Annotated in this window: 15 protein-coding genes and 1 tRNA gene; 6 read left to right on the top strand and 10 right to left on the bottom strand. The window is 58.7% G+C overall.

Translation table 11 applies throughout. The features are described from left to right. Positions 1-284: 284 nt before the first annotated feature. On the top strand, positions 285-3773 hold the full coding sequence (locus E0486_RS14785) for a hypothetical protein (RefSeq protein ID WP_243697452.1): 3489 nt from the start codon (positions 285-287) through the stop codon (positions 3771-3773). A gap of 104 nt (positions 3774-3877) precedes the next feature. On the opposite strand, the gene E0486_RS14780 is transcribed toward E0486_RS14785, so the two are convergent. Both E0486_RS14780 and ychF read right to left on the bottom strand, forming a co-directional pair. Continuing rightward, on the bottom strand, positions 3878-4354 hold the full coding sequence (locus E0486_RS14780; RefSeq protein ID WP_131853139.1) for a GNAT family N-acetyltransferase: 477 nt from the start codon (positions 4352-4354) through the stop codon (positions 3878-3880). Between the two features lie 374 nt (positions 4355-4728). Further along, the gene (gene ychF, locus E0486_RS14775; RefSeq protein ID WP_131853137.1) at positions 4729-5826 is read right to left on the bottom strand and encodes a redox-regulated ATPase YchF; all 1098 of its coding nucleotides are present in this window, start codon (positions 5824-5826) and stop codon (positions 4729-4731) included. Positions 5827-6003: 177 nt separating this feature from the next. On the opposite strand from ychF, the gene E0486_RS14770 reads away from it, so the two are divergent. Beyond that, positions 6004-7491, top strand: coding sequence for a nucleoside recognition domain-containing protein (locus E0486_RS14770; RefSeq protein WP_131853135.1), 1488 nt, complete (start codon positions 6004-6006; stop codon positions 7489-7491). A 238-nt stretch (positions 7492-7729) separates the two neighbouring features. On the opposite strand, the gene E0486_RS14765 is transcribed toward E0486_RS14770, so the two are convergent. The 3 genes from E0486_RS14765 to E0486_RS14755 form a co-directional block, all read right to left on the bottom strand. Beyond that, on the bottom strand, positions 7730-9460 hold the full coding sequence (locus E0486_RS14765; protein WP_131853133.1) for an OstA-like protein: 1731 nt from the start codon (positions 9458-9460) through the stop codon (positions 7730-7732). Further along, positions 9460-10470: an MlaD family protein gene (locus E0486_RS14760; RefSeq protein ID WP_165917355.1), complete on the bottom strand. Its 1011-nt coding sequence runs from the start codon at positions 10468-10470 to the stop codon at positions 9460-9462. The genes E0486_RS14765 and E0486_RS14760 overlap by 1 nt, the downstream gene beginning before the upstream one ends. Before the next feature lie 121 nt (positions 10471-10591). Next, positions 10592-11596, bottom strand: a complete 1005-nt coding sequence (locus tag E0486_RS14755) for an N-acetylmuramoyl-L-alanine amidase family protein (RefSeq protein WP_131853129.1) — start codon at positions 11594-11596, stop codon at positions 10592-10594. A 334-nt stretch (positions 11597-11930) separates the two neighbouring features. Between E0486_RS14755 and E0486_RS14750 the strand changes: the two genes are divergently transcribed. After that, entirely contained in the window at positions 11931-14393 is a 2463-nt protein-coding gene (locus E0486_RS14750) for a putative LPS assembly protein LptD (RefSeq protein ID WP_131853127.1), read from the top strand. Between the two features lie 31 nt (positions 14394-14424). On the opposite strand, the gene E0486_RS14745 is transcribed toward E0486_RS14750, so the two are convergent. Then, the gene (locus E0486_RS14745) at positions 14425-15165 is read right to left on the bottom strand and encodes a lysophospholipid acyltransferase family protein (RefSeq protein WP_131853125.1); all 741 of its coding nucleotides are present in this window, start codon (positions 15163-15165) and stop codon (positions 14425-14427) included. A gap of 88 nt (positions 15166-15253) precedes the next feature. Next, the gene (gene ung / locus E0486_RS14740; RefSeq protein WP_131853123.1) at positions 15254-15925 is read right to left on the bottom strand and encodes a uracil-DNA glycosylase; all 672 of its coding nucleotides are present in this window, start codon (positions 15923-15925) and stop codon (positions 15254-15256) included. A 560-nt stretch (positions 15926-16485) separates the two neighbouring features. Between ung and E0486_RS14735 the strand changes: the two genes are divergently transcribed. Then, positions 16486-18702: a T9SS type A sorting domain-containing protein gene (locus E0486_RS14735; RefSeq protein WP_165917354.1), complete on the top strand. Its 2217-nt coding sequence runs from the start codon at positions 16486-16488 to the stop codon at positions 18700-18702. A gap of 48 nt (positions 18703-18750) precedes the next feature. Here the strand turns inward: E0486_RS14735 and E0486_RS14730 are convergent, their stop codons facing one another. Continuing rightward, positions 18751-19815, bottom strand: a complete 1065-nt coding sequence (locus tag E0486_RS14730) for a winged helix DNA-binding domain-containing protein (RefSeq protein ID WP_131853119.1) — start codon at positions 19813-19815, stop codon at positions 18751-18753. A gap of 102 nt (positions 19816-19917) precedes the next feature. Here E0486_RS14730 and E0486_RS14725 point away from each other — a divergent pair, with 102 nt between their 5' ends. Then, positions 19918-20523, top strand: a complete 606-nt coding sequence (locus E0486_RS14725; protein ID WP_131853117.1) for a hypothetical protein — start codon at positions 19918-19920, stop codon at positions 20521-20523. Positions 20524-20527: 4 nt separating this feature from the next. After that, positions 20528-21292, top strand: a complete 765-nt coding sequence (locus E0486_RS14720; RefSeq protein WP_165917353.1) for a DUF3307 domain-containing protein — start codon at positions 20528-20530, stop codon at positions 21290-21292. Between the two features lie 5 nt (positions 21293-21297). On the opposite strand, the gene E0486_RS14715 is transcribed toward E0486_RS14720, so the two are convergent. Both E0486_RS14715 and E0486_RS14710 read right to left on the bottom strand, forming a co-directional pair. Beyond that, positions 21298-21681 carry a response regulator gene (locus tag E0486_RS14715; protein WP_131853113.1) on the bottom strand — a complete coding sequence of 128 codons (384 nt, stop codon included), beginning with the start codon at positions 21679-21681 and terminating at the stop codon, positions 21298-21300. Between the two features lie 81 nt (positions 21682-21762). Beyond that, a tRNA-Arg gene (locus E0486_RS14710) sits at positions 21763-21834 on the bottom strand. Positions 21835-21840 lie beyond the last annotated feature (6 nt).

Below are 21840 nucleotides of genomic sequence, written 5' to 3'. Positions count from 1 at the left end.
TATCGACAGGGAGGCCTCGCAACCTTCCTGCGGGTCAGGGGCCTTATTCTACCCGCGTAGCGCTCGGACATCACCCAGGCGAAAGAACTTTTCAAATGGTTATGACTGTAGTCCGGAGCTGGATGGAGATTAACAAACTGAAGCCGGGCAGGCGCCCGTTGACGGTGGCCTCGTACGACTTTGCCTTTTCCCGATTTTAACGATTTCCGAAGCCCAACCGCCCAAATGCAGGCCTATTCCTCGTTTAAAAGTCGGAATTTTACCGGGCTTAAACTGCCCACCTGTTGCCCTTCCTTTCCCGGATAATGCTGTTGTTCCTGTTGCTGACCGCCGCCGTGCGTGCTGGCGCGCAGCTGCCCGGGTCGAACGGGCGGGTAAAGACGCTGGCCCTGCGGACGGACTCCCTGCAGCTCGACAGCCTCAGCCTCGTGCCCGGCACGGTGCAGGTGGAGGGGGTGCCCGACTCCCTCTTTACCGTCGATCCGGCCCGCGGCCTCCTGCGCTGGAAGCAGCGGCCTGCCGGTGACAGCGTAAGGGTCCGCTACCGTGTGTTTCCCTTCCGCCTGGGCGCCGTAGCACAGCGCATGCGCTACGACAGCATCCGGCTTTTTTCCTACCTGCGGCCCTTTGAGCCCGACGACGGCAAGGATCCCGCGAGCAGCCGCGGGCTATTCAACTTCGGCAACCTGCAGTACAACGGTTCTTTTGGGCGGGGCATCGCCTTCGGTAACGCGCAGGACGCCGTGGTCAACTCCAACTTTAACCTGCAGCTTTCCGGTATGCTGGCCGATTCCATCGAGATCGCCGCCGCCATTACCGACAACAACATGCCCATCCAACCCGACGGCACCACCCAGCAACTCAACGAGTTCGACCAGGTGTTCCTGCAATTCAGCAAGAAGAACTGGAAACTCAACCTGGGCGATATCGACCTTCGGCAGAACAACCTGTATTTCCTCAACTTCTACAAGCGCCTGCAGGGGGTCACCTTTCAAACAAATTACGGCCTCGGCGGCGGCAGCAAGGGGTCCACGCTTGTAAGTTGCTCCATCGCCAAGGGCAAGTTTTTCCGGAACATCATCGACGCCGTCTCCCGCCCCGACCTGCAGCTGGAAGGCAACCAGGGCCCCTTCCGGCTACACGGCGCCAACAATGAGTACTTCTTCATCGTGCTGGCCAACTCGGAGCGCGTATTTCTCGACGGCGTGCTGCTGCAACGGGGGGAGGACCAGGACTACGTGATCAATTACAATACGGCCGAGGTGACCTTCACGCCCAAGCACCTTATTTCGAAAGACTCGCGGATCCAGATCGAGTTTGAATACGCCGACCGCAACTTTCTCAACTCGAACCTTTATGCGTTCCAGACGCTCGACCTGGGTCCGAAGCTGTCGCTGAAGATCGGCGCCTTTCAGAATGCGGATGCGAAGAACTCCTCGATCAACCAGACCATCGACGAGCCGCAGCGCCGCTTCCTGGCGAACATAGGCGACAGCATCGACCAGGCATTTTATCCCAATATTGTGTTCGACTCCTTTGCTCGCAACCGGATCCTGTATGAAAAAGTGTACGTGACCGGCGGAACGGTGCCCGATTCCTTTTACCGGTATTCCACCGACTCGATCAACGCGCGCTACTCGTTGTCGTTTACCGATGTCGGCGCCGGCCGCGGCAACTACGTGCCCGACTTCAACGGTGCGAACGGCAAGGTGTATAAATACGTGGCGCCGGTGAACAGCCTCCGCCAGGGCTCCTTCGAGCCCGTCGTGCGCCTTGTGACGCCAAAGAAGCAGCAGGTGGTCAGCATGGCCGCCGACTACCGCTTCAACGACCGCAATACACTGCATGCCGAAATGGGCATGAGCAACTACAGCGCGAACACCTTCTCCATGCGCGACGCCGCCGACGACCGCGGCTTCGCCGGCCGCCTGCAGTATACCAACCGCGCGCGTCTGTCGAAAGCCCGCGGCCTGGAGCTCACGACCACGGTGGACTTCGAGCACGAGCAGGCACAGTTCCGCCCGCTGGAGCGGCTGCGCTACGTGGAGTTTTCCCGCGAATGGGGGCTGCCGCTGGAAGCTGTGGCCGTGCCCGCCGACGAAACCATCGCCCGCCTGTCGGCTGCGCTGCAGGACAACCGCAAGCACTCCTTCAGCTACCAGCTGATGTCGTACCGTAGAAATACGGACTACCAGGGCCTGCAGCAGATCATTCAGCACGGCTTCGTATTGGGCGGCTGGACCTTTGCCAACGAGCTGGCCGTGACGGCCTTCCGCAACAGCCGGGACAAAGGCCGCTTCCTGCGTCCCGTGATCGACGTGAGCCGCACGCTGGAGTCGTTGCGCAACGTGAAGCTGGGCCTGCGCTACAGCCTCGAAGACAATGAGGTGCGCAACAAGGCGCTGGATACGGTTACGGCGACCAGCTTCTCCTTCGAACAATGGACCGCCTACCTGAAGACGGACGAAGCGCGGCGCAACCGCTATACGCTGACCTTTTTTACCCGCTCGGATAAATACCCGTTTGAAAAAGGCCTGGTGCGGGGCGACCGGAGCTATAATACCAGCTTTGGAGCCGAGCTGCTGGCAAACGAGCACCACCAGGTGATCTTCAACGCCACCTACCGCCAGCTGGATGTGTTCAACAATAAGGTGTCGCGCCAGCAGAAGGACCGCACCTTCCTCGGCCGTGTGGAGTACCAGGTGAATGAGCTGCGCGGCTTCGTTACGGGCAACCTGCTGTATGAAGTGGGCGCGGGGCAGGAGCAGCGCCGCGACATCACGTATTACGAAGTGCCGCCCGGAAAGGGTGAGTTCGCCTGGAACGACTACAACGGCGACGGCATTCAGCAGCTTAATGAATTCGAGCCGGCACAGTTTCCCGACCAGGCGAAGTGGATCCGGATCTTTATTCCGACCACCGACTTCCTGAAAGCCAACTACACGACGCTGAACTACTCGTTCCAGTTTACGCCCCGCAACCTGTACCCGGGCTCGGACCGCGGCCGCTTCATCAAGCGCTTCACCTGGCAAACGGCCCTGCAAAAAACCAAGAAGGGCATAGCGAAAGGCGACGTCGATTTCAATCCTTTTAAATACAGCCTGCAGGATACAGCGCTCATCACGGCGGCCACATCGCTTAACAACACCCTTTCGTTCAATCGCTTTTCACAGAAGTGGGGCCTCGACCTGAGCAACCTGCAAAACACCGGCAAATCGCTGCTCACCTACGGCTACGAAAGCCGCCGGCTCAACGACTGGCTGCTGAAGCTGCGGTGGAACCTGAGTCCTTCGTTTACCGTCAATCTCAATACGAAATTGGGAAGCAACAGCCTGTTTACCCCCAGCTTCAACAACCGCAACTACGCAATCAGCGGGCAAAGCACCGAGCCGCAGCTCGTTTACCTGCGAGGCAGCACCTTTCGGGTACAGGCGGGCTACAAGCTGGACCTGCGCCGCAACGAAAACGGGTACGGCGGCGAGCGCTCCACGGCTCATTCGCTGAACCTGGATTCGAAATACAGCGTGCTGCAGAACGCTTCGGTGAGCACCCGCTTTACGTACAGCAATATCGATTACCCCTTCGCACCCAACAGCACCGTGAGCTACATCATGCTCGAAGGCCTTCTTCCCGGCCGCAATTTCCTGTGGTCGGCCGACTTCACGAAGCGCCTTTTCCGGAATATCGAAGTGAACCTGCAATATGAAGGGCGCAAGGCGGGAGCGTCCAATACGGTGCACATCGGGAGGGCTAGCCTCCGCGCACTGTTCTAAGGAGTGGTTATTCGTCTATTCGTTTATCGGTCTATGGGTTTCAGCTACGCGGCGACTTGTGAGCACGTATTTACCGGGTATTCCTTGCCATCACCGGCAGGCAGTTACCGTAAGGATACCTCCATGCGGATGTTGCTGCGCTGGTAAGGGGAGGAGCGGTGGGGCACTTCGCGGAAGCCAAGCTTCGGGTACAGGGCCATGGCGGGCGCGAGGATCGTATTGCTTTCGAGGAAAACCGTTCCGGCGCCCCGCCCGCGGGCGATAGCGAGGACCCGCTCGCCAAGCAGGCGCCCGATGCCGAGGCCCTGGGCGTGCGGTGCTACGGCCATCTTGGCGAGTTCCCAGCTGCCGTCGGGGTGGCGAACCAATGCGCAAACACCGACCGGCTCGTTGCGGAGCAGGGCCACCACGATGGCGCCGCCGGGAGCCAGGATCTTTTCTTGCGGATGCTCCAGAGCTTTGTAATCTTCTTCCTCCATCCGGAAGTACCGGCTGATCCATTCCTCGTTGAGCGCGCGAAAAGCGGGCGCATAGGCAGGTGTGTAATCGGCAAGCACAATAGTGGCGGGCGTATCGGTCATGCGGCAAAGTTACGGCGCTGCGGGAGGGCAGCCCGGGTAGCGTTGCGTTGTTGGGCAGGCAAACAGGGCCAAAAAAGGGCGCCCTGGTCGGGCGCCCGTTGCGGCAGGTTACTTATTTTGATTGACAACACTCAAAATTCGGACGGTTGCCTGCCGCGTTAGGTTACCGCTATTTATAAAATTCACGGGCCACGGTAGCCTAAAGCGCGGCCGGTAGAGATGCCCCGGTCACAGATGGACGATTTGGGGAATTCCTGCCCAGTTTGGTGTATTGGTCTATTAGTTTATTGGTACGGCCGATTCTAGGGTAAGTTAGTTATGACGAAAGACCGGTACCGTAACGGTTACCAACAGACCAATAAACGAATGGCCCCTTACACGTTGAAGCGGAAGTGCATCACGTCGCCGTCCTTGACGATGTATTCCTTTCCCTCGATGCGGAGGCGTCCGGCTTCGCGGCAGGCGGCTTCGGAGCCATATTTGACAAAGTCGTCGTAGGCGATCACCTCGGCCTTGATAAAGCCTTTTTCAAAATCGGTGTGGATGACGCTGGCCGCCTGGGGCGCTTTCCAGCCTTCCTGGATCGTCCAGGCACGCACTTCCTGCACACCGGCGGTGAAGTAGGTATAGAGCTTCAGGAGCTTGTAGGCGGAGCGGATAAGGCGGTCGAGGGCGGGCTCGGTCATGCCATACTCTTCCATGAACAGCTGCTTGTCTTCCGGGGCCTCCATTTCGGAGATCTGGGCCTCGATGGAATTGTTCATGATAATCACCTCGGCGTTTTCGTTCCTGACAGCCTCGCGCAGCGCTTCGGAAAACTTGTTGCCCGTGTGCATCGAAGGCTCGTCGACGTTGGCAACGTACAGCACCGGTTTGATGGTGAGCAGGAACAGGTCGGCGATAGCGGCCATTTCCTCTTTGGCGATGTCCAACTCGCGGATACTGCGCCCCTGCTCCAGGTGGGCTTTGCAGCGGAGCAGCACTTCCAGCTCAGCCTTCATCTTCGGGTCGGTCTTGGCCAGCTTCTCGGTGCGTTGGATCTTCTTTTCCACGCTCTCGAGGTCTTTCAGCTGCAGCTCGGTATCGATGATCTCCTTGTCGGAGATCGGGTTGATGGCGCCTTCTTCGCGAAGTACGTTCTCGTCTTCAAAACAGCGGATCACGTGAATGATGGCGTCCACCTCGCGGATGTTGCCGAGGAACTTGTTACCAAGGCCTTCCCCTTTGGAGGCACCGCGCACGAGGCCGGCAATATCCACGATCTCGATCTGCGTGGGCACCACGCGGTTGGGCTGCACCAGCTCGGCCAGCTTGCTCAGGCGCGTATCGGGTACGTCGACCAGGCCCACATTGGGATCGATGGTGCAAAAGCGGTAGTTGGACGCCTGCGCCTTCGCCGAGTTGCTCACGGCGTTGAAAAGAGTGGATTTACCTACGTTGGGAAGCCCCACGATGCCTGCTTGTAATGCCATAAGGAGAGAATTTGAAGATGTCTGATTTCGGATTTCAGAATTCGGAACCTACCCGAAATCGGCCCGCAAAGATAGCCCATTCAGTTTGTCGGCGCGAGGATACTATCGTTCAAATCTGAAATCCGGATTCTGAAATCTGCCATCTTCCGGTATCTTCCCGGCACAAACGCTCCCCCTATGGCCCTAAGCAGGATCTGGTCGGCATTTATCATCATCGCCGTGCTCGTGGCGGGCTTCCGCGCGCTGCGGGGCGACAGCACCATCTTCAACCGGATGGTCACCGGAAAGTCGTCCGACGCCTACGACAGCGTAGCCTACGTGGCCGTAGGCTCGCCGCAAAGCCAGCGCCTGTCGGCCAAATACTTCGACCTGCTGCGGGAATACGGCTATACGCGCCGCGACTCGGCCGGCGCCGCCACGGTAGTGCTGACGGACAATCTGAATTCGGACTCGGTGCGCCTGCTGCAGGCCCAAAACCCGGAACTTAAGGTATACACCTTCACCGGCATCCAGAGCCGGCTGGAGCGCAAGTCGGACGGCATCGTGGAAACGGCCAAAAGCGCGGTGATGAACATTATCCTGCCGCTTATCGGCGTCATGGCCCTTTTCATGGGCATCCTGTCGATCGCTGAAAAGGCCGGTGGCATCCGCTTCCTGTCGCGCCTTATCGGCCCTTTCTTTTCGCGCGTCTTCCCCGACGTACCGCGGGGTCACCCAGCCATCGGGCATATGATGATGAACTTCTCGGCCAACCTGCTCAACCTCGACAACGCGGCGACGCCCTTCGGCCTGAAGGCCATGGAAAGCCTGCAGGAGCTCAACCCCGACAAAACGCGGGCGTCGAACGCGCAGATCATGTTTCTCTGCCTCCACGCCTCGGGGCTTACGCTGATCCCGACTACCATCATCGCCTTTCGCGCCGGGCTCGGTGCGCAAACGCCCACCGACATCTTCCTTCCCTGTATGGTGGCCACCGCCACGGCCACGCTGGCAGCCCTGCTGCTGGTATCGCTGAAGCAGCGGATCAACCTGCTGCACCCCGTAGTGCTGCTGTGGGTGCTGGGCATCGCCGCCGTTATCGGGGCGCTGGTGGCTTACGTGCACGGGCTTGATAAAGACAGTGCCGATACCTTTTCCGGGCTCCTGAGCAACGGCCTCATCCTGGCCATCATCATCGCGGTGGTGCTGGGCGGCGTATATAAAAAGATCGATGTGTTCGACGCGTTTGTAGAAGGTGCGAAGGGCGGCTTCGACATCGCCGTGCGCATAATTCCATATATCGTAGGCATGCTCGTGGCCATAAGCATGCTGCGCACCAGCGGCTGCTTCGACATCCTGATCAACGGCATCAAAAGCCTCTTTGCCGGCCTGGGCGCCGATACCCGCTTTGTAGACGGGCTGCCCACGGCGCTCATCAAGCCGCTCAGCGGCTCAGGCGCCCGCGGCATGATGCTCGATACGATGAAGACCTTCGGTGCCGATTCCTTTGCCGGCCGGCTTGCCTGCATCCTGCAGGGCTCTTCCGACACAACCTTCTACGTGGTGGCGGTGTATTTTGGCTCTGTCGGCATCCGCAACAGCCGCTACTCGGTGGGGCTCATGCTCCTGGCCGACCTGGTGGGCATTTTAACGTCGATCGCACTGTGCTACCTGTTCTTCGGCTAGTAGACTGGTTAATTAGTTTATCGGTCTATGTGTTAATTGGTAACCGGTTCGACGCAAATATCGCTGCAAAGCAAATCCCCGGAATGTGGAATGCAAAGCCCGAATGCTTTTGGCATTCGGGCTTTTTACGCAGTAAGGAAATAAGTAAACTTCAGGACCACAAGGAATGTGCTACCTGCCCCCCCTTCGGACATCCGAGCGCAACGATGGATGCGCGCGAAGCGCTGCCGGGGTGGGGTCATTGGAAGAGATCGTATTTTGACTTAGGCCTCCGGTTGTCGAACCAGCCGAAGCCGGGCAGCCGCATTTCCAGCGGGTTTTTCTGGCGGATAGGCCACAGCGTGCCTTTCACGGCGCTGCGGTAGATGACGCGGTGCAGGTCGCCCTTCAGGAAGCGCACGTCGAGGATATCGGCGCTCGTTTGGTTGACGCCGGTGAAGGCACTGTCGTCGTCCTGCATAAAGTAGATGGACTCGGCAAAGCCGCGGCACCGCACCGAATCGATGTTTCCGTCAAAGAACCAGCCGTCGAGGCGCGTGGACTTGATCTGGTTGTACACACCCGGCGCCACTTCGGTAGCCACGAAACTGTGGTTGAATACCCGGATGCGGTCTGCCTTTTTATTCTTTGTGTACAGGTAGATCGTATCGCCGCTGACCTGGTTCTTCTTGTTCCAGGCGACGGGGTCTTTGAACAGGCGGAATACGGAATCCCTGAACGAATAAAACATGCTGTCGCCCACGGCCTGCAGCGAATCCGAAAAGATCCGCACGTTGCGGTAGGCCTCGAAGTAACGGTCCGTACTGTCTTTGGCCGGCGGTGGTGTCTTCAGCGTGCGCGCTGGCGTCTTCGGTCGGGCAGGCGCTTTGCCCTTTACGGGCGTCACCGCCACAGCTGTCTTGCTGCTGTCTTTAAGTGCCAGCGTGTCGCGCAGGGCGACCATAGAGTCAGGCACTGCTACCGACGAATCCACCGCGCGCACAGGCGCCGACTTCACGAGATCGGAGAGGCGCGCCGAGTACAGCGTATCAGCGGAAACAAAGATGGAATCCTTGTCTTGCCGGATGATCATCAGCGGCTTTTTCGTGGCCAGGTAGGCTTCAGTGCGCTTGTTGGCGAAAATGCGGTTGGCGAGGATATTTACTCCCTGGCAGGTATCAATCAGCACGGCGTTGCCTTCGATCTGCACGGTGCCGGTGGCGTCGTCGTTGGCAATGCGGTCGCCCACTACGCGGAGGCATTTGTCATCGATGGAGGTACGCTGGGTGAAGGTGGCCTGCCGCGTCACCATGTCGTAGGTGCCTTCGCGGGTGCGGATCACGCGGCCACTGCTGTCGCGGATATAGGTCTCGGTGATGAGCTGCGTCAGCTTTGTCTGCGTGTTGTAGATCATCGAGTCGGTGCGCAGGTAAGTGCCGGGGTCTTTTAGCTCCACTTTGCGGCGGAAGAAAATGTCTTTCGTATCCTGGTTATAAACGCCTTCCTCGCTGGTGAGCACCGACTTGCCGATGGTGACGCGGCCACCATTCTTATAGGTCGCGATCTTGGTGGCTACATCGTACTCGAGCTCGTTAGTGGTAACGGTGCTGCGGCGGTCGGTGAGGCGCACGTTGCGTTGCAGGTAGGCCATCCGGATGTCGGTATGGTAGCGCAGGTAGTCGGAGTAGATCTGCGTGGTGTCGTCGATGATGTGCACGTGGCCGTACGCCTCGAAGATTTTCGTGACGCTGTTCAGCACGAGCGAATCGCAGTAAAAAAGCGTGTTGCCTTGCCGTAGTCCTACGGTGCCCGCGAGCACCTGGAGCTCGGTGCCGTCGTCGAGGCGGAAGTAGCGCTGGCGCTGGGTTCCGGGCAGGATGAGCACAGGCTGCGTGCTGTCGCCGCCGGTCGCCGGGGGCGCCGGTATCACCTGTGCGTCGCCGATGAGGGCGCTGTAGATCAGAAGAAAAAGAAGGAGGAGGCGCTTCATCACTGCTTGAGCGGAATGGTATCCTTTAGTGCCGGTGAAGTTAGCGCGTCGGTTTTCGTTTTGCCCCCGAATACGGAAACATTAACGTAGCGTTTGGGGTGAACGCGCACGTCGTCGAGGAGAATCTCCAGCGACAGGGCCGCCTTATTCAGCTGGTCGTATAACTTGCGGTCGGTCATGAGCGCACCCAGTGAGCCGCTCGGGTCCTGGATCTTGTTGATGCTGCCTTTCAGCCCTTCGGCTGCGCCTTTCAGTTCGTTCACAGTAGCTTCGAGCGCACCCACCAGTTCTTTTACGTGGGCATTGGCCAGGTTGCCGGTAAGCGTTTCGATGTTGCGCACCGAATGCGTCACCGCTTCGTTATTGCGGGCGAGGTTACCCGTAACCGAGTTCAGGTTGCCCAGCGTGGCGGCCAGTGCGCCGGTCTGCGCATCGGTGAGGCGGAGCAGGTTGTTGGACGCCGTGGCCAGGTTGGCGATGAGCGACTGAAGATTGTTATTCGTGCGGGGGTCGAAGATCGAGTTGAGGTTGCCGATGGTCTGGCGCAGCGAATCGAGGGTCATGTTGACCTTTTCGATGGTGGGGCGCACCTGCTGCTTGATGTCGGCCAGGAGGCCGCCGCTCTGGTTGGTGGCGATGGTGTCGCCCATCTGCAGGAATTCGTTGGAGTTTCCTTTGGCGATGGTGATGTACGACGCGCCGAGGGGCGAGCCGTCGATAAAGGCGGTGGAGTTCTTGGGAATGTGGAATTCTTCCTTGAGGTGGATCTCGACGATGATGCTGCTGATCTCTTTGTCGGAAGGTGTAAAATTGTACACGGTGCCGACGCCGTAGCCGGCAATCTTGACCTCGTTGGATTTCTGCAACGCACCGAGGTTGTTGAAGACCGCGTAGATGGTCGGGCTTTTGCCGAATAACTTTTTGCCTTTCAGAAAATTAAAGCCTATTACCAGCGCCAGGATGGCCCCAATCGCGAGTATGCCCACCTTGGCTTCATTAGTGATCTTCATGCCTTGTTGTTTACGAATCCGCGCAGCGGTCATTCGCCGCCAAAATAACGACAAAAACGGCTACGCGGCTTAAAATGGCTGTGCTGCCACAGCAAGGCTTAAAAAACAGTGCCACCCGGGTTTAGCGACCGTGGCGGGCGGCCTGTTCCTGCTTTTCGATGTTTTCGAGGAAGGCGGCGGTCGATGCGGCATCGGTAGCCGGCAGCGCGGTAGTGCTCTTCGAGCCCTTGCCGTTCTTATCCACCCAGCTCATGTAGTTGCCCATCGCGCGGGATAGGCACTCGGCCACTTCCTGCTGGCCCGATTCGCTGTTGAGGTAATCTTCTTCCTGCTTGTTGGTGATAAAACCGGTTTCCACGAGCACGCTCGGCATGTTCGTCGCCTGCAGCACCCAGATGCCCACCTGGCGCTGGTAGGAGCCCTGGCTGACGCGGCCCACCCGCGCAAACTCCGATTCGACGAAGTCGGCCATGCGGGAAGAGCGCATCCAGTATTGCTTGGTCTGCACCGCGGCAATGGCCATGAACTCCGGGGAGTTTACGTCTACATCACCATAGGCAGCCTGGTTGGTTTCCGTCTGAATCTGGGCGTTTTCCCGTACTGCCAGCTCTTTCTGGCCCGACTTGTGTGCCCCCCAGATATAGGTCTGGGTGCCCTTGGCGGCTGAAGGAATGCTGTACGTGCGGTACTGGGGTACCTTACGGGTATGCTTTTTTTTCTTTTTACCCTTGCCGGTATAATAGGTCTCCGTTTCGTAGCCGACGAGCTCACGCTTACGGATGGGGTCCATAGCGTTGACGTGGATGGAGATGAAGAGGTCTCCCTTTTCGCGGTTAGCGATGTCGGCACGCTCGTGCAGGTTGGTGATGTTGCGCGTGGGGCGGGTTTCGACAACGCGTACCTCGGGGTGGTCTTTATGGATCTGGGCCACCAGCTTTTTGGCGATGGCGTAACAGATATCGTCTTCGTAGGAATAGGAGCCGCGGGCACCATTATAACCCCCGCTTGGCATCACGCCGTGGCCGGCATCGATGACGACAGTTTTCACAGGTTGGGGCTTGCGCAAGGCCATCAGCGCAAGGCCGAAAAGGGCGCAGCAGAGGACGGTGAACGTTTTCTTTAGCATAGTGGATTTTCACTTTCTGTTACAGGAATCTTCACATATCGTTTAATTCCTAAAAGGCTACTTTTGTTCGTCTTATATGATCGGTCCGCACAAATTTAGTTTAAAAAAACGCTATCCGGTACCGGCACTATTCGCATTGTTTTGTGTTTTAACGTGGGGCATCAGGGCCAACGGTGTACCCGGCGCACAGATTAACACCGTTCTAACAGCCGACACCAGCAAGCCGGGTGATTCCACAGCCCGCCGCGTTCCCGTCTTTCCAGCCCGCCCCGGTGCCGACACCACGGGCGATTCAACCCGCCGCGCACCGCGCACCGATACCTTTCAATTAAAGATGTCGAAAGACAGCCTCGATGCGCCCGTGAATTACGAGGCCGAGGACAGCGCCGTTATCATGGTACCGGAGAAGAAGATCGTCCTCTACGGCAAGACCCACACAACGTATAAGAACGTCACCCTCGATGCGCCCCGCGTGGAGCTGGACCAGAAGTCCAACGTCCTGGTGGCCACCGGCGAAAAGGACAGCCTTGGCGAGACGCTGACCCGTGCACGAATGCAGGAAGGCGACAACAAATTCCAGAGCGACACGATCCGCTACAACTTCAAATCACAGAAGGGTCTACTGGCCAATACCATCACGCAGCAAAGCGAGATGTTCATTCACGCCGAAGTGTCGAAAAAGGTCGATTCCAACACCGTATATATACGTGGAGGCCGCTTCACCACCTGCGACCTCGACGAGCCGCACTTCGCTTTCCGAGCGAATAAGCTGAAGATCATCAACAATAAGGTGGCCGTGTCCGGGCCGATGCACCCCGAGTTCGAAGGAGTGCCGATTCCCATTTACCTGCCCTTCGGTTATTACCCGCTCAGCAAGGGACGCCACTCGGGGCTCATCGCGCCACAGTTCGTGGCTACCGAAACCCAGGGCATCGGCCTGGAAGGACTGGGCTATTACCAGGTGCTGAACGACTACTGGGATGTGCTGGCCCGTGGCAGCATCTATAGTTATGGCGGCTGGAATGCCAGCTCGGTGGTGAACTACCGCAAACGTTACCGCTTCGAGGGCGGGTTCAACCTGAGCTTCCTGACCTACAAGCAGAACTTCCGCGGCGATCCCGATTACAGCTCCAGCAAGACCTTCAACATCCAGTGGCGCCACGCCACCAATGCGAAGGCGCGTCCCGGGGTAACCTTCTCGGCCAACGTGAATGCGGGATCCACGCAGTACAACAAGCTGCAGCAGGGCAACCTCCGGAACAACCTCAATAACCAGCTCAACTCGTCGATCACCTATTCGAAAAACTGGCAGGACAAACCCTACCAGCTGACGCTGTCGGCCAACCACAACCAAAACGCCGAAACGCGCCGCATCGACCTGTCGCTGCCCGACGCGAATTTCAACGTCAATACGATTTACCCGCTGCAGCGGCGCGAGGTAGTAGGCGCGGCACGCTGGTACGAAAAGCTGGGCGTGAGCTACAACGGATCCTTCCGCAACCGCTTGTCGTTCCTCGACACCAACTTCAACATCCCGCGCATCCTCGACTCGGCCAGCTGGGGCGCCTCGCATTCGGTGCCGCTCTCCGTAAGCCTGCCGGCGCTTGGTCCCGTGATGGTAACGCCGGGCATCAACTTCAGCCAGCAATGGATGCGCGCCCGTACGTTTTACAACTGGAACCCCGGCAAGAACAAGGTGGACACGGTGACGGAGAAAGGCCTGTACACCGCCAGCTTCGCCAGTTTCGGCCTGGGCGTGAACACGAGCATCTTCGGCACCTTCCAGTTCCGCCACTCGCGGCTCATGGCCATCCGCCACACGATCCGTCCCACGTTCGCGATCAACTACACACCCAACCTTGCACGGAGCTATTACCGCAACTTCCAGAGCGACTCGCTGGGCACCATCACGAATTATAATATTTTCCAGGCCGCTTCTTTTTACAACAACGGTGTTCAATACTATCAAAATGGTGAATTTGGCGGTATGAGCTTCGGCGTGGAAAACGTGCTCGAAGGAAAGTGGCGCTCCAAAAAAGACACGGGCGACAACGCCATCAAAAAGATCCACCTGATCGACGGCTTCGGCTTTTCATTGAGCTACAACTTCCTCGCGGATATCAAGAAATTGGGCAACATCGAAGTGCACCTGCGGAGCACGCTGTTTGACAAAGTGAACCTCAACGTGCAGGGCAATCTCTCGCCGTACGGCGTAGACGAGAATGGCCGCGAAACAGAAACATACGCCTGGAAAAGCGGCTTCGGTATCGGCCGCCTGGAGAACTTGTCTGTATCGCTGTCCACCCAGTTCCGCAGCGAGCCCCGCGACCCGTCGAAGACCAACACCGTCACGTCGGCCAACAACAACAACCGCATTTCCGACCCGACGCTGCTGGCCGACCAGGCCCGGCTCGCCGATTACATGCGCCGTAATCCCTCGGAGTTTGTCGACTTCAACATTCCGTATGACCTGGGCCTCGACTTCGCCCTGGGCATCTCGCGTCGTTTTGAAAAAGATTTCAAGGTCCGCTCGGAGCTCAACTCCGGCCTCAACTTCCACAGCTCCTTCAGCCTGACGGAAAAATGGAACTTTAGTACCTACGGCTATTACGACCTGAACACGATGAAACTGCAGGCACTGAACCTATCGATCAACCGCGACCTGCATTGCTGGCAAATGTCCATCGGCCTGTCGCCGCTCGGGCAGCAGCGCTATTTCAGCATCAGCATCAGCCCCAAATCGGGCATCCTGCAGAACCTGAAAGTGAACCGCACGCGGTATTTCACGGACTTCTAAACTTTGGCTTCGAGGTCAGCGTTCTTCTTGTTCAAATTTTCGTTTCCTTGTAATAGGTGTTCATGATGGCGAACACTTCGTCGCGGAGTTGCTCGGTGGTTTTACCGGAGGGAGAAACGGGGGCGAGGAAATGCATCGCCACGCGCTGCGGCCAGAAGAAAAATCCCTTGTCGTTGGGGAGCACTTTATCGCTGTTGAAAAGAAGGGCGGGAATGACCGGCTTGCCGGTTTCCACAGCGAGGCGGAAGGCACCGTCGTGGAAGCGCGTCAGCGGCTCGGAGCCGCGGTTGCGCGTGCCCTCTGGGTAGATGCACATATGCAGGCGGAGTCGCAGCAGCACGTCGCGCATGCGCACATAGGATTGCTTGCGGCTTTCCTCGCTTTTGCGGTTCACCAGCACGCTGCCGCGGCGATAAATGATACCGAACAGCGGGATCTTGACCATCTCGTGCTTGGCGATCGTTTTGTTGCCGCCGATGATCCCCGGCGTAGACAGCGGCGGGTCAAGGTAGGAGCGGTGGTTGCAAACGACCACGTAGTTCTCGCCTTTTTTAAAATGCTGGCGGCCGCGGTAGCTGCGGCGCACCCCCGACAGCGTAAAGAATATGGCCATCCAGCCGCGGAAGATGGGCTGCATCAACTGCGAGCGGCGCGGCTCCGCCACGAATCCCAGCGCCCAGAGCGGGAGCAGCACGATCAGCAGCGTGACGCAAAAGACCAGGGCCGCCCACAACGCGAACACGCGGCCCAAAACATTTTTTATGACGGACATGGCGCTAAGATAAAATAGGGAATCTGGTTATCGCGGATTCCAGCATCTCGGACATAGGGATACAGAGGTAATTGGGCAGAACCAACAGTCATACCGCCCAATCGATCGGGTGCTCACCGTGCTTCATGAGCCATTCATTGGTTTTGGAAAAGGGCCTGCTGCCGAAGAAACCGTTGCTGGCCGACAGGGGAGAGGGGTGGGCCGATTTGAGCACGAGATGCTTCCTGGTATCGATCAGCGCTTCTTTTTGCTGCGCAAACTTACCCCACAGGATGAACACGACGTGGGGGCGGCCTTCCGATACGGTGCGGATAACGGCATCGGTAAAGTGGTGCCAGCCGATCTTGCCGTGGCTCATGGGCTCGTGCGCGCGCACTGTGAGCGAGGCGTTGAGCAGCAAAACACCCTGCTGCGCCCAATGCTCCAGGTTGCCGTGGCGTGGGATGGGGGCGCCGACATCCTCGTGCAATTCTTTGAAGATGTTGACCAGCGACGGCGGCGCGGGAACGCCCTGCTGCACGCTGAAACTGAGTCCGTGGGCCTGCTTCGGACCGTGGTAGGGGTCCTGCCCCAGGATGACCACTTTCACTTCCGCAAACGGCGTTGCATCAAAAGCGTGGAAGATCTGCTGGCCGGCTGGGTAAATCGTTTTGCCCTGCGTACGCTCGGTTTTGAGGTGCTCCACCACCTGTTTAAAATAGGGTTGGCGGAATTCAGGCGCCAGTACTTCCTTCCAGCTTTCTTCGATCTTTACGTTCATGCCTCCGTAGGATTTTGCGGGAAGGTAGGCAAAAACAAAACTGGGGAACGTCATCCACAGGAAGGAGGCTTTTCGCCGGTCTGTTCGTGCTACGGCAAAGAAAATCGGGGCATAATTGTGCCCGGTACCTCGATGCAGGACCTGGAAAGCTCAGCCGCTGGAAAGCACTGCTGGCGGGACGGACGCGCCTACCGTGTTTATACGGTTGAGCTGGCGCCGCAAGCCGGCTCTGCTGGTCCCCGAATTGCATACAACCCCACCCGGAAACGTGCACCTGGTACTTCCACATACGCGGGACCGTTACCATCCAACCTCCTACGAAAGCCACCTGACTACAACCCCCAAAAGTCGGTGACTTCCTTCTGTATGACCTACCCTGCTTCCCTGTGTCCCTACTTGCCTGTTCCGACTCCGGAGTTCCCGGGGTCATTTTCATATCCCCCCACGTTCATTCTTAACTCAAATAGATTCATATGAACACTCGTTACGCAGTTACCCGGTTTATGAAAGCTTCCAGGAGCCGCTTCCTGGGACTGCTTGCTTTTTCGTGTTGTTTGGCTGTGACCCAAACTGCAAACGGACAGGGATGCGCCTCCGCCAGCATCTCGTATGACCAGTCCTCGATCTGTGGTTCCGACGGCCGCCACATTGCCATGATGAGCGGAACGCCCGGTGGTACCTTTAGCTCGAGCGCCGGTCTGCGCCTCAACCCGATGAGCGGCGAGATCGATCCCGCCGCCTCCAGCGTAGGAACCTACACGGTGCACTACATGATCCCGGCAGCCGGTTCCTGCCCCGCGGTAGATGCCACCACTGACGTGACCATTATGCCCCGGGCTACCGTAACGGCGCTGCCTAACTACGCCATCTGCTCGGGCACCCAGGTGACACCGAACGTTTTCGCGAGCAACATGCCGGGTGCTACGTTCACCTGGACCAACGACAACCCGTCGATCGGCCTGCCGGCATCCGGCACGGGCAACATCGGCGAGTTCACCGCTACCAACAGCACCGACCAGCCGCAGCGCGCCAACATCGCCGTATACGCTACGTATACGGAAAACGGCGTTTCCTGTACCAGCCGGCCGACGCGTTTCGCCATCACCGTAAACCCGGTCCCCGCGGTCAATACGATCAGCAACATGACCTTTTGCAGCGGTGAGACGACGGCTCCTTTCACGATCACCGGACCGACCACCGGCCCTGGTGTTCGCTATGTGTGGACCAGCGACAACCCGATGATCGGTATGCCCAAGTCGGGCCAGGATGTGATTCCTTCGTTTACCGCCCTCAACGCCAGCGGCGCGCCCATGGTAGCTACCGTTACGGTGACGCCCTACTACAACAGCGGCGCCCGTTGCTCCGGCAACCCCACTACCTTCACCATCACGGTAAACCCCAGCCCCGCCGGCACAGCCTCCTTCTCCTACGCCGGTACGCCCTATTGCCCCGTAGGCTCGGTGTCGCCGACTTTCACCGGCCCCACGGGCGGCACCTTTACAGCCAGCGCACCCGGACTGAGCATCAGCCCCGTTTCCGGTAACGTGAATACGTCGCTGAGCACGCCTGGCACTTACACCGTATTCTACACGTACGGCAACGCCGGTGGCTGCTCGTTCATTAACAGCACGACGATTACGATCAACAACGCATCGGCTGCCATCAGTTACGCCAGCGCCAGCTATTGCAACGGGACGGTGGGTACCCTGTTCCCGACCATCACCGGTCAAACAGGCGGCACCTTCTCGGCTCCCGCGGGTCTTGCGATCAACGCCAGCACCGGCGCTATCGACCTGGCTTCCAGCACTGCCGGCAACTACAATGTAAGCTACACAGTGAATACACCGAGCTGCGGTAACGTGCTGGTGCAAACGCAGGTAACCATCATCGAAACACCCGTACTGAATGCCATGCCCAACATGGCCCTCTGCAACGGCAGCATGACGGCCCCGTTAAACTTCATCTCGGCCAACGAGCCGGGTGCTTCCATCACCTGGACCAACGACAACCCCGCCATCGGCCTCGCTGCCAGTGGCAACGGTGACATCGCGCCCTTCATGGTGACGAACAACACGAACGCCCCGATCGACGCCTTCATCCGCGTAACGGCCAGCATCACCAAGTCCGGCACTACCTGCGTTGGCCGCACAATGGTGTTCCGCATCCGCGTATATCCTTCGGCAACGGTTAACCCCGTAGGCAACCAGGCTGTTTGCCAGAGCGCCGGCGCTACGGCTCCGATTAGCTTCACCAACAGCACGGGCTCCAATACGGGCATGACCTACACCTGGCTCAACAACAACACGGGCATTGGCCTGGCAGCTTCCGGCTCCGGCAACATCCCGAGCTTCACGCCCAACGTAGGCACTGCCAACATCCTGGTACGTGTGACCAACAGCTTCGGCTGCACCAGCGGTCCTATCGGCTTCGCCTATAACGTGAACGCCTGCCGCACGACCGCTACAGGCACCACCGGCGACAACGCTACGGGCCGCAACCGCCCGGCAGCTGTGACCACGGAGACCGAGCATCCCGCCAGCCCTGATATGGTAACCTCGCCCAACCCGGCCCGCAGCCAGGTGCGCGTGAGCTACAAAGGCAGCAACTCGGTAACCTTGCGTGTGCTGGACGTGAACGGCAACCCGGTGAAAACGGTGCGCGGCTTCAGCAGCAACAACACGGTCAACGTGGCTGACCTGCGCCCCGGCAACTACGTGATCCAGCTCGTAGACGAGCGCAGGAACACGGTAGTGCAGCGCAACTTCATCAAGCTGTAAGCTACTTCTGGAAAATAAAAAGCCCCTCGTCATCGACGAGGGGCTTTTTTATGGAATGAGCGCCACGGGTCTTTCGAGAAAACCGGCGTAGGCTTTAAGCGCCGCCGCCAGGGCCCGCTGGCCAGGCGGCTTCGCACCCGGAAACCATTGAACGGTTACTTGCGTACCGCTTCGGCCGGTGCCTGCCTTCCAGGTGCCCCGTACCTGCCCATCGGCCACGACCACCGGCCGGAAAATGCCGTTTACCGTCAGCGCCAGGGAGCGGTGGGCGTCGTCGAGCTGGGCACTGCGATCGCGGTAGGAGATCAGAAACTCGTCGAAAGCAGGAAGCAGGAGCGGGGCGGACGCCGGCAATGGCGCTGCGGGCATCCAGTAAAGCGGGGTACTGCCGCCCGGCCATGGTTCGAGCTCCTTTTCCAGGAATAGGAGGGCCTTGCGCACTGATGCGGCGGGTAGCCCGCTCCACCACTGGAAATCGGCCGCCGATGCCGGGCCGCGCGTTTTGAAGAAACGGCGCGCCAGCTCGGCTAAGGCCTCATCGGCTCCAAAGCGGATCGTTCCATCGGGCACCCGCTCGTCGAGCAGCATGTAGGTGCCGAGGCGCCCGCGGCGCGGGCCGCTGCAGATCAACCCTTCCAGCTCGGCGTGCATCAGAAGGTGAGCCATCCGGTGTTCGTCCGTAGAAATACGGGCCGCCGTGAGGTGGATGCGCAGCTCCTCGCGGGTGAGCGCGTTGCCGGCCAGTTCCCGTTCAAAAATGTTCGCAGCCCGGCGCACTTGTGTTGCTTCCAGGCCAAACTGTCGCCCTGTAGCAGTAATGGCGCGCAACACTACCGGCCCGCTGAGGCGAAGGAGCCAGCGAAGGTCCGCGGCGGCCACTAAGTGCCAGGTCGGCCGCAGGAGATGGGTGCGGATGATCTGACCCGCATCCAGTGCGGCTTCGACCTGCGCACGCGTGTTCCCGGTACGCCTTCCCACGGCCCAGAGCGACATCGCATAGTCCTGCGCCTGCAGCGCTGCCAGGCTGCTGACAAGCTCAGCCGGTCCGGACGCAACGCTTTGGAGCAGGTGTAAGGAAGTCAGTCGTTGTTGGGACAAGCTGGAAACAGGCATGGCCGAAAATACGGAGTATAGACGCTATTGTCTATAGGTTCAGATTATAGACAAAAAAACCTATATTGCCTTTTTATAGCCTTTTTGATCTATAAGACTTTTATGACCGCAGCCGTTCTCACCGCCGACATCGTCAATTCCACGCAACTACCGCCCGACCAGTCGTCGGAACTGCGGCGCACGCTGGAGGTAATCTTCGACAAGCAACGCCTCGAGTTTTACCGCGGCGACTCCTTCCAGGCACTGATCGCGAAACCGGGCGAAGCCCTACGCGCCGCGTTGCAGGCGCGCAGCCTCGCGCGGGGGCTTGGCATCTCGCACGACGTACGCTGCAGCATTGGGCTCGGTCGGGTGGCTGGCGCCGCCGGCCGGCTGGCAACCGCTTCCGACGAAGCTTTTGTGCTCTCAGGTCGCGCGTTCGACAACCTCGGCGAGGAGCGGCGCCTGGCCATTGTGAGCGCCGTGGAAGAGCACAACACGGCGCTACGGCTCCTGGCCGCTTATGCCGACCGGCTGTTCCGCCAACTGACCGCCAAGCAGGCTTCCGTCGTATTCGAGCTGCTGTCGGGGCGCACGCAAACCGAGGCCGCCGCAACCCTGCATGTGACGCAAGCAACCGTCAGCAGCCATGCGCAATCGGCCGGCTGGACGGAGATCGAATACCTGCTTTCCGAATACGAGGCGCTCTGCGCTTCGCTCAAAAACTGATCGTATGGAACTTACCTGGCTCTGCAAGTTGCTGCTCGCCCACCTGCTCACCGATTTCCTGCTTCAGCCCAAAAGCTGGATCGCCGCACGAAGCCGGATGCATTTCCGTGCGCCGCAACTCTATGCGCACGGACTGGTAACGGCCGCGGTCGCCGGGCTGCTCATCGGGTTCAATCCCTGGTGGGTAGCACCCGTAATCCTACTGTCGCATACCGCTATCGACGGCATCAAATCCTACCTGCCCGAAAAGATCGGCTATTTCCTCGCCGACCAACTGGCGCACCTGCTCGTGCTTGTCGGTTGCTGGTTCGCGGTGTGGAATTACAAAGGCTCACTGCTGCCCGACTGGGACCGGATACTGTCGACCCGCAACGTTGTGCTGCTTACTGCTTTTGTATTCGTCACAAAACCTTTAGGTATTTTTATCGGCCTGTTCACAGCAAAGTGGCGTGCCCGCCTGACGATGGAGGTGGTGCCCGCAAAAAATACGGAAGATCCATTCGGCGCGAAAGCGGTCAGTGACGACTCGCTGGCCACGGCAGGCTCCTGGATCGGAATGGCGGAGCGCGTGATCATCCTGATCCTTGTACTGAAAGGGCAATACGAAGCCTTTGGATTATTGCTGGCGGCGAAGAGCATCATCCGCTTTTCCGATTCGCAGCGCACGGAGGCGAAGACCGAATACCTGCTCATCGGCACACTCAGCAGCGTTTTGCTGGCGTTGGGCACGGGGCTGCTGACACTGAAAGCGCTCCAGCTGCTCGGCTGAACGGATCACGAAGGAACATGACCCGCGTAGGCCAGCAGGCGCGACACGATTGCGCCATAATCGCCGTATTCCGCGGGTTTCATAAAATACAATTGTTTCTCGTCCACGCTTTGGCCCGAGCGGGGACTGGTAGAAAGAATGGCGACCGGGATGCGGTAAAATTTCGGCTCCTGGCTCAGCAAACGTAATGCTTCGGCACCGGTCATCCGGGGCAGGTTGAGGTCGAGTATGATCAGCGTTGGCAGGAGCTCGTCGGCATGCAGCTGGTGAAAGAGTTCCACCGGGTCGGGGAAGATGCGTATCTCATAGCCCTTTTCAGAAAAGACCTCGGAGAGCAGCTGCGCATCATCGATATCGTCTTCGACGTAATAGATTTTGGAAGGACTCATGTGGAATGTTTTGTGGGCAGTTATCCTACAATATAGCACAAAAAAAACCCGGCGCGTTGGCCGGGGTAATTCTATTGGTCGTAGCCCCACTAGGAATCGAACCTAGATCACCAGCTTAGAAGGCAGGCGCTCTATCCATTGAGCTATGGAGCCCAAACG

Origin of the sequence: Flaviaesturariibacter aridisoli (assembly GCF_004343705.1) — a bacterium.
GTDB lineage: Bacteria > Bacteroidota > Bacteroidia > Chitinophagales > Chitinophagaceae > Flavisolibacter > Flavisolibacter aridisoli.
The sequence above is the reverse complement of the archived record's forward strand: the minus strand, read 5'-3'. Positions and strand labels throughout refer to the sequence as shown.